The organism is Hydrogenophaga sp. OTU3427, from assembly GCF_038440225.1.
Taxonomy (GTDB): Bacteria; Pseudomonadota; Gammaproteobacteria; order Burkholderiales; family Burkholderiaceae_C; genus Hydrogenophaga.
This window is the reverse complement of record NZ_JASATI010000077.1, coordinates 1-10346: the sequence shown is the minus strand read 5'-3', so window position 1 is coordinate 10346 and position 10346 is coordinate 1. Positions and strand designations below refer to the sequence as shown.

At 64.3% G+C, this 10346-nt stretch carries 10 protein-coding genes and 1 pseudogene; 8 read left to right on the top strand and 3 right to left on the bottom strand.

What is annotated here, in order from left to right; translation table 11 throughout:
• The 8 genes and pseudogenes from AAHB17_RS23845 to AAHB17_RS23810 all read left to right on the top strand — a co-directional run.
• Nucleotides 1–458 (top strand): molybdopterin dinucleotide binding domain-containing protein (locus tag AAHB17_RS23845; protein ID WP_342133559.1); only part of this gene is annotated, 458 nt, incomplete at its 5' end.
• Between the two features lie 7 nt (nucleotides 459–465).
• Nucleotides 466–1893, top strand: a complete 1428-nt coding sequence (locus AAHB17_RS23840; RefSeq protein WP_342133558.1) for an FAD-binding oxidoreductase — start codon at nucleotides 466–468, stop codon at nucleotides 1891–1893.
• Nucleotides 1894–1915: 22 nt separating this feature from the next.
• Nucleotides 1916–2848, top strand: coding sequence for a 2-hydroxyacid dehydrogenase (locus tag AAHB17_RS23835; protein ID WP_342133557.1), 933 nt, complete (start codon nucleotides 1916–1918; stop codon nucleotides 2846–2848).
• 27 nt (nucleotides 2849–2875) lie between these two features.
• Nucleotides 2876–3727 (top strand): sulfurtransferase, encoded by an 852-nt coding sequence (locus AAHB17_RS23830; protein WP_342133556.1) that lies wholly within the window; start codon nucleotides 2876–2878, stop codon nucleotides 3725–3727.
• A 339-nt stretch (nucleotides 3728–4066) separates the two neighbouring features.
• Nucleotides 4067–4714 (top strand): annotated as a pseudogene (locus AAHB17_RS23825) (aminotransferase class III-fold pyridoxal phosphate-dependent enzyme); the annotation flags it as partial.
• A gap of 37 nt (nucleotides 4715–4751) precedes the next feature.
• Nucleotides 4752–5096 carry a helix-turn-helix transcriptional regulator gene (locus AAHB17_RS23820; protein WP_342133555.1) on the top strand — a complete coding sequence of 115 codons (345 nt, stop codon included), beginning with the start codon at nucleotides 4752–4754 and terminating at the stop codon, nucleotides 5094–5096.
• 1 nt (nucleotide 5097) lies between these two features.
• The gene (locus tag AAHB17_RS23815; RefSeq protein ID WP_342133554.1) at nucleotides 5098–6372 is read left to right on the top strand and encodes a type II toxin-antitoxin system HipA family toxin; all 1275 of its coding nucleotides are present in this window, start codon (nucleotides 5098–5100) and stop codon (nucleotides 6370–6372) included.
• A gap of 1148 nt (nucleotides 6373–7520) precedes the next feature.
• A complete protein-coding gene (locus AAHB17_RS23810; protein WP_342133553.1) occupies nucleotides 7521–7910 on the top strand; it encodes a YkvA family protein in 390 nt (129 codons plus the stop codon).
• Between the two features lie 3 nt (nucleotides 7911–7913).
• On the opposite strand, the gene AAHB17_RS23805 is transcribed toward AAHB17_RS23810, so the two are convergent.
• The 3 genes from AAHB17_RS23805 to AAHB17_RS23795 all read right to left on the bottom strand — a co-directional run.
• The gene (locus AAHB17_RS23805) at nucleotides 7914–9626 is read right to left on the bottom strand and encodes a recombinase family protein (RefSeq protein ID WP_342133552.1); all 1713 of its coding nucleotides are present in this window, start codon (nucleotides 9624–9626) and stop codon (nucleotides 7914–7916) included.
• A complete protein-coding gene (locus AAHB17_RS23800; protein ID WP_342133551.1) occupies nucleotides 9626–9997 on the bottom strand; it encodes a DUF2924 domain-containing protein in 372 nt (123 codons plus the stop codon). Before AAHB17_RS23800 ends, AAHB17_RS23805 begins: the two co-directional genes overlap by 1 nt.
• A partial coding sequence (locus tag AAHB17_RS23795) for a DUF3489 domain-containing protein (RefSeq protein ID WP_342133550.1) occupies nucleotides 9994–10346 on the bottom strand: 353 nt, incomplete at its 5' end. The genes AAHB17_RS23795 and AAHB17_RS23800, both read right to left, overlap by 4 nt.

Below are 10346 nucleotides of genomic sequence, written 5' to 3'. Positions count from 1 at the left end.
ACCCGCTCTACCTGGTGGCCAACCAGCCCGTGGGCCGCCTGCACAGCCAGCTCGACTTTGGCGCCTACAGCCAGTCGCTCAAGCGCCATGGGCGCGAGGTCTGCACCCTGCACCCCCGGGCGGCGGCGGCGCGTGGCGTCGCCGATGGCGACGTGGTGCGGCTGTTCAACGACCGGGGCGCCTGCCTGGCGGCGGTGCGCCTGTGCGAGACCATGCGCGAGGACGTCGTCCAGTTGCCCACCGGTGCCTGGTTCGACCCCATGGACGATGGCCAGGGCCGCATGATGTGTGTGCACGGCAACCCCAACGTCCTCACCCGCGACGTCGGCACCTCCTCGCTCGGCCAGGGCTGCACCGGGCAGCTCACGGTGGTGCAGGTCGAACGCTTCGAGGGGGTGTTGCCGCCGATACGGGCCTACGAACCTCCGGTGCCCGCCGCGCCCCATTTTTTTTCCTAAACACACCATGACCGCCCATTTCTCCACTGTTCGCCCACCCCTGCCAGACACACTGGTGTCCGAGCTGCAAGCCCACTTCGGCGAACGTTTTTCCCGCACTCAGGCGCTGCGCGAACAACACGGTCGCGACGAGTCCGCCTACCCCATCATGCCGCCCGACGGGGTGGTGTTCGCCGAGTCCACCGACGACATCGTGGCCACGCTCAGGAGTTGCACGAACCACGGCGTGCCCGTAATTCCGTTCGGCGCCGGCTCGTCGATGGAAGGCCATGTGTTGGCCCACCAGGGGGGCATCAGCATCGATCTCTCGCGCATGAACCAGGTCCTCGCCATCCACGCAGAGGACATGACCGCCACGGTGCAGGCTGGCGTCACGCGGCGCCAGCTCAACACCGCATTGCGACAGACCGGCCTGGTCTTTCCCATCGACCCAGGGGCCGATGCCTCTCTGGGTGGCATGGCCGCCACGCGAGCCAGCGGCACCAACGCCGTGCGCTATGGCTCCATGCGCGAAAACGTGCTGGGTCTGACGGTGGTGACCGCCGCTGGTCGCGTGGTTCGCACGGGCACACGGGCACGCAAATCCTCGGCCGGCTACGACCTCACCCGGCTGTTTGTGGGCTCGGAAGGCACGCTGTGCGTCATCGCCGAAGTGACGGTGCGCCTCTACCCCGAGCCGGAAGCAGCCGCCGCGGCGGTGTGCTGCTTCGAGCAGGTGAGCGATGCAGTCAATGCCGTGATCCAGACCATACAGATGGGCATCCCGGTGGCGCGTTGCGAATTCCTGTCCGCCAACATGATCGGCGCCATCAACGCCCACAGCAAGACAACACTGCGCGAGGCGCCCACCCTGTTTTTCGAGTTCCAGGGCTCCAGCGAGGGCGTGAAGGAGCAGTCGCAACAGGTCCAGGCGATTGCACACGAACTCGGCGGTCAGGACTTCGAATGGGCCACCCGCCCGGAAGACCGCAGCCGGTTGTGGAACGCGCGGCACAACGCCCTGTTCGCGGCCCAGCAGTCACGCCCCGGTTGCCGCGTGATCAGCACCGACACCTGCGTGCCCATCTCGCGCCTGGCGGCTTCTCTGGAGGGCGCTGCCCACATCCTGACGCAAGCGCCCTTCCCGTCCATGCTGGTCGGCCACGTTGGCGATGGCAACTTCCACGCCCTCTTGCTGGTGGATCCGGACAGCCCCCACGAAATGGCAATTGCCGAACAACTCAATGAACGCATCGTGCGGTTGGCGGTGGCCATGGATGGCACCTGCACGGGCGAGCATGGCATTGGTCTTCACAAGATGCCCTACCTCGCGGAAGAAGCGGGCGAAGACGCAATAGACCTCATGCGCATCGTCAAGCGGGGCCTGGACCCGCTGAACCTGCTCAACCCGGGCAAGATGTTCAGCCTCGAGCCCACACCCGCGCCCACCGCGTGACAAGTCCGCCATGGCGCCAAACATGCCCACCGCCCCAGCCCTACTGGTCAACTTCGATCCACCCACCTGGGTGGCCGCATTCCAGGCCCACGCCCCCACGCTGACCGTGTGCACGCCCGATGACATGGGCGACCCCGAGCGGGTCGACAGCCTGCTCACCTGGCACCTGCAACCCGACCTGATCGAGCGCCTGCCAGGCCTGAGGCTGCTGTGCGCCGTGGGTGCCGGGGTGGACTACCTGGTCTACACCGCCCAACGCCGCCCCGAACTGCAGATCGTTCGCATCGTGGACGAAGCCGTGTCGGGCGACGTCGCCACGCTGGCCGTAGCCGCCACGTTGCAGTGGTTGCGGGACCTGCGCCCCTACGCCCAGCAACAGGCTCAGGGCCTGTGGCAACCGCGACCCCACCGCAGCAGCGCGCAGACAACCGTGGCCATCCTCGGTCTCGGCCACATCGGCTGCGCGGCCGCGCGTGCTTTCCAGGCTCTGGGTTTCCGGGTACACGGCTGGTCGCGCACACCCAAATCACTGTCCGGCATCAGCACCCACGCTGGCGCCGATGGGCTACGCGCCCTCCTGCCCCAGGCGCAGGTGCTGGTCTGCGCCCTGCCCCTGACGCCTCAGACCACCGGCATCGTGGACCAGGCATTGCTGGCACAGCTGCCGACCGGGGCCTATCTGGTCAATGTCGGGCGAGGTGCCCACGTCGACGAGTCGGCCCTGTTGTCGGCGCTCGACAGCGGTCGGTTGGCAGGCGCATTTCTCGACGTGGTGACCACCGAGCCCCTGCCCAACGGACACCCGCTGTGGCGCCATCCTGCCGTGCAACTGACTCCCCACGTGGCCTCACGCACGCAGCCCGCGCTGGTCGTGCCACAAATCGTTGAGAACCTCCGGCGTTTGCGCCAGGGAGAGCCCCTGATGAACCGCATCGATCCGGCGGCCGGTTATTGACCAAGCCCTGCACGCACAAGCACCACCATGTTCACAACACCCCTGATCTCCGTTGACCACCTCTCGCAGCTGATGGAAACCGACCCCCTGCTGCTGGTGCTGGACTGCAGTTTCGACCTGACCGACGCCCACGCGGGCCGGCGTGCTTACGACGCGGGCCATGTGCCGCTGGCACGCCACGTGCATCTGGACACGGTCTTGAGCGGCGTCAAGAACGGCCGCAACGGCCGCCACCCCTTGCCCGAGCCGCAGGCCTTTGCCCATGCCATGGCCGCGCTGGGCGCCCAGTCCAACAGCCACATCGTCGCCTACGACAACGCCAGTGGCATGTATGCGGCGCGCCTGTGGTGGCTGCTGCGCTGGGCCGGTCACGCACAGGTGGCCGTGCTCGATGGCGGCATCGAGGCCTACCGCCGCGCAGCCCTGCCATTGTCCACCCAGGCGCCTGCGCCCGCCACTGGCAACTTCGACCTGCGCCCCACACTGGTCAACACCATCGACTACCGCCGACTGCGAACCGAACTGGAAAACCCGCAACGACGGGTGCTGGACGCGCGTGCGCCCGACCGCTTCCGTGGCGAGAATGAAAACCTGGACCCGGTCGGGGGCCACATTCCCGGCGCGCACAACCGCTTTTTCCGCGACAACCTGAACGCGCAGGGGCTGTTCAAGCCAGCGGCTCAGTTGCGTGCCGAGTTCGAGCCGCTTATGAACGGCCTCCCGGCCACCAGTCTGGTAAGCCAGTGTGGTTCCGGCGTGACCGCTTGCCACCAGTTGCTGGCACTCGAACTGGCGGAACTTCCTGGCGCCACGCTCTATCCTGGCTCCTGGAGCGAGTGGTGCGCGCAGCCGGACACCGTGATCGCCACCGGCACCTGAGGCCTCACGCCATCGGGTCGCTTCGCGCTAGCAGCACCGACGCCTGGCGCGCGGCCTACACCACCATCGCCGTCAATTTGCGCATACCCCGGGCGCGTACCGCGCGGCCGGGCCGGATATTGACATCACGCCTGGTTCCGTGTTGAGCAACTTAGCTGCGACCTCGCGGGTTTTGGCGCCGTTGTGTCGCCACCCTCCTGCCACAAAGCGGTCCGCGACATCTGTATCGTGACACTCGCCAAAGGCCTCGCCGCAGGCTACACGCCGTTTGGCGCGGTGATTACAGGTGGTTGACGTTATCGCCAATCATGGCGGTTTCATCCACGGCATACCTACTTTGCAAACCCGTTTTCCTGCGCAGCCGCAGACGCCGTCCTAGAAGAGGTAGTTACTCAGAACCTGCTCGCCCGCGCCACTGAACTGGGCGAGCACCTTAAGTCCGGACTGCGCGGTCTGATGGAGCGCTCTCCAATCGTCGGCGATGTGCGTGGACTGGGTCTGCTGATGGCCATTGAAATCGTCGCGGATCAGCAATCGAAGCGTGCATTCCCTCCTGAGCTCAATGTCTCAGCAATGCTTACCGAACAAGGACTCAAGCATGGAATTGCGCTTTACGACCGCCGAGCAAACAGGGGCGCATATGGTGATATGCAGCTGATTACACCGCCGCTGGTATCTACCGAGGCCGAAATCGACGAAATGGTCAAGCTGTTTGGTCAGTCACTTGCCGACCTGGAAGCTGAGCTCGCTTGCATCATCCAAAGGGCGTCAGGCCTACATATAGAAAAGCTGGTTGCACGGCGATCGATGTCCGATCTGGTCACGATGATCGCTGCGCCAAGGCCCTCGAGCATCAAACAGAGAATGATCGGCATCTCATGCCGCCGGTGCCGCAACATTTTTGCGGCACTCGTGGACTCCTTCTGTCAGCCGCTGAGTTTTTTTGCAACCATCACCGTCAAGCGTGTGCAGACCGGGAGGTCGTGATTTGAAACTGGAGTCTTCTCAACTCCAGCTTCAGCTCATGCCCTCACGCCCCAATCCCCCCGTCGAACGCGCCCTGAAGAACCTGGGCCACAACATCGCGCAGGCCCGCCGCCGCCGCCAATGGACCCAGCAGATGCTGGCCAATCACCTTGGCGTATCCACCAAAACCGTCGGCCGCATGGAAGACGGCCACGCCGGCACCGCCGTGCACCTCATCGCCCGCGCCCTGCACGCCTTTGGCGAGCTCGATGCCCTGAACCAGTTGCTGGACCACGCCCACGACAGCGTGGGCGTGATGATGATGGAGACCCGGCTGCCCCAGCGCATTCGCATGCCGCGCTTGTCCGCTGCACCCACGCCCGCCCCGAAGCGGGGAGGCTGAGATGATCGAACACAGCACACTGACCCTGACCATGGGAAAGCAGGCCTTGCCCTTGGGTCAGCTTGACCACTTCCATGACGGTCGGCGCGCCTACAGCCAGTTCAGCTACGCCTCCTCGTGGCTCGAACACCCCAAGGTGATTTCGGTCTCCCCCGACCTCCCGCTGCTGCCCGGCCCCCACATCCGCAACCCTGCCGGCCCCTCGGATCCGAGCATCTTCCTGGCCCTGGCCGACACGGCGCCAGGCCCCTGGGCGCGCCGCGTGATCGAGTTCGTCCACCATAAAGCCCGGGAATCCAACCCCAGGCTGGCACCACTGAACGAGCTCCAATACCTGCGCGCCGTGAACGACGCCCACCGGGTGGGTGCGATCCGACTGGTCAATGGGCACCCCCTGCCGTGGTGGAATCACCCGCCAGGCCAGCAAGCCACCTTGGAGCATCTGAGACATGCCCTCGGATCCTCCTGGGACGTTGGCAAAAGCCAGGTAATGCAAGCGGAACTGAAGTTCTTGATGACCAACGCCACCTCCATGGGGGGCGCCTGGCCCAAGGCCAGCCTCCTGGACGAGGATGGGCGTTTGGCCGTGGTCAAGCTGTCCTCCTCCTTGGAAGATCGCTCCCATACACTGCACCTGGAGCTGTTGGCGTTGACGATGGCCCGCGCCGCTGGCATTGGCGTGCCCGCCACGAGGATGGTGAGCGCCAACAAATGCGCGGCCCTGCTGATTCAGCGCTTTGACCGCGGCGCCCAAGGTGGGCGCCAACCCTGCATCAGCGCACGCACCCTGCTCGATCCAGGTCCCAAGGAGGTCTTGGGTTACCTGGACCTGCTGTACGCCATGCGGTTCTACTGCATGGACGTCAAACGCGATGCCCAGCAACTGTGGCGGCGCCTAGCGTTTTACTGGCTGATCGGCCACATGGACAAAGGGTTGCGGCGCATTCACTTCCTGTACGCGGGAAGCGGTCGGTGGCAACTGGCCCCCGCCGTGGGCCTGAGTCCCCGGCCTGGAGAGGCCGTACCCGCGGGCCTGCCCATGAGCGCCCAGCTGGGCCAGATCCGTTCTATCCAGATGCTTCTGGATCACGCCCCTGCGTTTGCCCTCGACCCGGACCAGGCACGCACCGTGCTGGCCCAGGTCGTGCACGTCGTCAAGCAGTGGCAGGCCTTCGCCAGGTCGGACTTGGTTCGGTTTCCTCGCGACAAGCTGGATGCGATCAAGCCGCTCTTCGAGAACAGCCGACTCGCGCAGGCCATTGGGCTGTGCGGCTGAAGAGGATGCCACCTGGATACACAGCCAGGCGGCATGCCCGGCATCTTGGATGGAAACCACCGGATGAGCGTGTCCTGCTGACCCGGGTAAACAGAAATATTTGTCCAGTATTGATAAAAACGGGGCTGCTGGAGATCGTGCTGGGGCGCCCACCGATGTCCGGCAAACCGAGCTCAAGCGGACAAATTTGTCTTCTTCAGCGCCAAACCCACATTGAGCCATCCTGTCCGCCAAACGCCCTGAAACAGACACATTTGTCCCCTCAAGGCATCCACGCCGGCGTCACGCCAGACTGCGTGCCCTCGAAGACCGCAGCGGCAACCAACCCAGAAGCAAAGCCGCCGACCCCAGGGTCCAGGGGCAAATCAGCCCGGCACACGAACACAAGGTGATCCACCGCTTGCATACCCTCGCGCAGGCCATCGCAGGATGGGTATGCAGAAGCACCTTGTCAGCTCGGCCGCGCAGTATGTCCGCCAGAGGGTTCCCAGCAGACAAATTTGTCACAGAAATGCAGCGACGCAAACCGAGCTCGATTCAACCCCCTCGAACAACACGGATTCACCACATTTCGGCGGTGGAGCGATCGACGCCCACCTCCAACGATAGGCCGGTCAAGCACCTCGTGCGCCACGATCCTTCGCTGCAGGTCGCTCACCACATGCTCAATGCCAAATCCTTCTGGCATCGACACCATGTAGGCGCACGCGAGGCATTGCGCTGAAACATGGGTTCACCCCATTCCGGCCCGACAGAGAAAATAATCGGCCCAAATTCGACAAAACGCGCGCGTGCGCGCGCGCATTTTTGAAAGCCTGAACGAATACCCCGGTATACGCACTGGCGCAAAACTGGACCTCGCTTAAGATGGCACCCACGGCCGCAGCCTGCTTTTCCCAGACTCATCGCACTGACTGGACTGATACGGGTTCGGTCCGGACTACATCCACCGCCAGCATGTCTAGGCCCTCGCAGTGCGAGGGCCTTTTCTTTTGGCAAAGCCCCTGTTCATGCGGGCTCCAGCCCGATGCAGGTTTCTCTGTGGGCTCTCTCAGCCCGATTCCGACCTGATTTTTCCGGCCCTTTCTCTGTGAGCCCTTCAAGCCGGTGACATTGTGGGTTTTTGAAGGCAAGCTGCTTCATTCATCATGGGCATCACCGAACGCACCAAGACCTGGGCACGGCGCATCAAGCGCGACGCGGTCACGCTCTGGTTTGCCTACCGCGATCCCAGGACACCGCTGGCCGTCAAGGCCTTGTGCGCCTTCGTCGTGGCCTACGCCCTGAGCCCCATCGACCTCATTCCAGACTTCATCCCGGTGCTGGGCTACGTCGATGACGCGCTGCTGTTGCCCGCGTTGATCTGGCTGGCCGTGAAATTGCTACCGCCGGTGGTGATCGAGGAAAGCCGGGCGAAGGCGGACGACTGGATGTTGTCCCATGGGCGCAAGCCCGTCAGCAAGCTTGGGGCCGTGCTCATCGTCGCTTTGTGGATTGCGGTGCTGATCGGCGCCTGGGTGTGGTGGACGCGGCGCTGACGCTCAGGCCATGCCCAGCAGCTGCCTCTGCTCGTCCCAGTCCATCGGCAGCGGCACCATCCGGCTGAGCTTGGTGGCGGACAGCTCCACCGGGTACTCGCCCTGCTCCAACGCCTGCACGATGTCGGGTGCCAGCAACGCCAGTTGCAGGATTCGGCCGACGTACTTGGTTGAGATTTGCTCGGCGTCCGCGATGTCGCCCAGCGACTGACCTCCTCGCGTCAGCCTCTCGTACCAATCCCGGGCCCGGGCCAGCATGGCCATCATGGTTGGATCGGGCTCCTTGGCGCCCTTGTGCTGCCGTGCATCGATCTGCCCAGGCCCCGGCTCGCCAATGATGAGCCTGACCGCCAGTCCCGCCCGCTTGCGTTCAGCCGGCACTTCAAGCACCGGTTGCTCGATCGTGCTGTGGTCTGCCTCTTTTTTGACCAGACCGCAGCCCATCAGGTCGATCGCGATCCGGATGGTGCTGGGCCCGACTTCAACGGCGTGGATGCTGTCGCCAATGTGGTCCCGGGCGCTGAGTTTCAGGTTTTGGGCCAGCTGCTTCCCTGTCTCGATCGCATCGCTGGCCCGTTTGGCGTCACCCCAGCCGACGGCGTCCACCACCTGCTTCTTGTCTGACGCCCACCGGATGACCGCGGCGATCACCAGTTCTTCCAGGTCGTTGGCCGGCAACCGCAGGGCTTCGCCCGGTTCATCGACCGGGGTCACGTAGTACCGGTAGCGTTTGTTTCCCTTGCGGGCGTGGGATGGGATCAAGCGCCTACCCAGCTCGTCCTGCAGTTTCCCAGCCAGCAGGCTGGGGTTGGCCGCGTGGGCCTTGGTCTTGGTGCCTTGCTTGTTGCTGGCCAGGCGTTGCTGAACCTGGTTCCACAGCTCCTCGCTGACGATGGCCGGGTGTTGGCCTGGGTGGGCTTCGTCCTTGTGGGGCACCCTGCCCACGTAGATCGGATTGCTCAAGATGCGGTACAGGTGGCCCCGGCTGAAGGGTTTGTTGCCACCTGCCCCTGCCCGCTTGCTGGCGCGCTCCGGGGTCAGCCACTTTCGCTGTTGCAGTTCTTCGCTGAGCTTGCGCACGCAGTTCTTTTCCAGGTAGAGCTTGTAGATGTCCCGGATCCGATCGGCGTGAATCTCCTCGAGCACCAGGGTACGGCCATGAGGGACATAGCCGACGGGCGCCACACCGCCCATCCACAGGCCCTTACGTTTAGAGGCGGCGATCTTGTCGCGGATGCGCTCTCCGGTCACTTCGCGCTCGAACTGGGCAAAAGACAAGAGAACGTTGAGGGTCAGGCGGCCCATGGAGGTGGTGGTGTTGAACTGCTGGGTGACCGAGACGAACGAAACACCCTTGGCGTCGAACAGTTCAACCAGCTTGGCGAAGTCGGCCAGGGACCGGGTCAGGCGGTCGACCTTGTAGACCACGATCACCTTGATCTTGCCGGCCTCGATGTCGGCGATCAGGCGTTTCAAGGCAGGGCGCTCGACGTTGCCCCCAGAGAAGCCCCCGTCGTCGTAGGTGGTGGGGTTCAAACTCCAACCGAGGCTTTTCTGGCTCAGCACGAAGGCCTCGCAGGCTTCACGTTGGGCGTGCAGGGAGTTGAAATCCTGCTCCAGGCCTTCTTCGGAGGACTTGCGGGTGTAGATGGCGCAGGCCATGGCCGGCACCGGAGCGGCCCCAGCGGTCGAGAAATTGAAGGACTTGGTTGCCATCAGCGTTTGATCCCGAAGAACAAGGGGCCGGACCAGGGGGTGCCGGTGATGGCACGGGCAATGGCGCTCAAGCTCTTGTAGGTCTGACCGGCGTAGTCAAAACCCGAGTCCAACACCCGGACCTCGTGGGTCGTGCCTTGCCACTCGCGCAGCAGGCGGGTGCCGGGGCGCAAGGTGACCGGAGGGCGAGAAGCGGGCTGGCGCCCGGCGAAGGGGTCCAGGCCAGCTTGTTTCATCTGGACGTTCCAAGCCAGCACCCGGCGCATGAGGGCGGTGTGGATCTGTGGAGGGGGTTCGCGCTCGAAGAGGGACTCCCAGCGTTGGATCAGCAGCTCGCGGTCGGCTTGGGTGATTTGAGCCACGGTATTCATTGAGCTGCTCCCTGCACGATGCGGTAGACCCGGACGCCCTCCTCCACCTGAGCTTGGACATCGAGGCCCAGGCGCTTGCGCAGGGAGCCGCTGAGCATGCCGCGCACGGTGTGGGCTTGCCAGCCGGTGAGGGACATCATCTGGGCCAGGGTGGCGCCGGAAGAAGAGCCCAGGAGGGAAATCAGCTGGGATTGCTTGGTCGCTGGGTTCGCCGCAGCGGCAACGGGAGCTGGTTGGGGCTTGGGCGGAGATTTTGGGGTGGGGGCCTTCTTGGTCAACGCCTTCTTGACGGGCACCTTTTTGGTTGGAGCCGAGGGCTTGGCGACAGGCTTTGTGGCTTTGGTGGTCT

Excerpts from the sequence above, each read along its gene's own strand:
- AAHB17_RS23840 (WP_342133558.1), top strand. The coding sequence starts at position 466 with ATGACCGCCCATTTCTCCACTGTTCGCCCACCCCTGCCAGACACACTG.
- AAHB17_RS23810 (WP_342133553.1), top strand. The coding sequence starts at position 7,521 with ATGGGCATCACCGAACGCACCAAGACCTGGGCACGGCGCATCAAGCGC.
- AAHB17_RS23835 (WP_342133557.1), top strand. The coding sequence starts at position 1,916 with ATGCCCACCGCCCCAGCCCTACTGGTCAACTTCGATCCACCCACCTGG.
- AAHB17_RS23805 (WP_342133552.1), bottom strand. The coding sequence starts at position 9,626 with ATGGCAACCAAGTCCTTCAATTTCTCGACCGCTGGGGCCGCTCCGGTG.
- AAHB17_RS23820 (WP_342133555.1), top strand. The coding sequence starts at position 4,752 with ATGCCCTCACGCCCCAATCCCCCCGTCGAACGCGCCCTGAAGAACCTG.
- AAHB17_RS23800 (WP_342133551.1), bottom strand. The coding sequence starts at position 9,997 with ATGAATACCGTGGCTCAAATCACCCAAGCCGACCGCGAGCTGCTGATC.
- AAHB17_RS23830 (WP_342133556.1), top strand. The coding sequence starts at position 2,876 with ATGTTCACAACACCCCTGATCTCCGTTGACCACCTCTCGCAGCTGATG.
- AAHB17_RS23815 (WP_342133554.1), top strand. The coding sequence starts at position 5,098 with ATGATCGAACACAGCACACTGACCCTGACCATGGGAAAGCAGGCCTTG.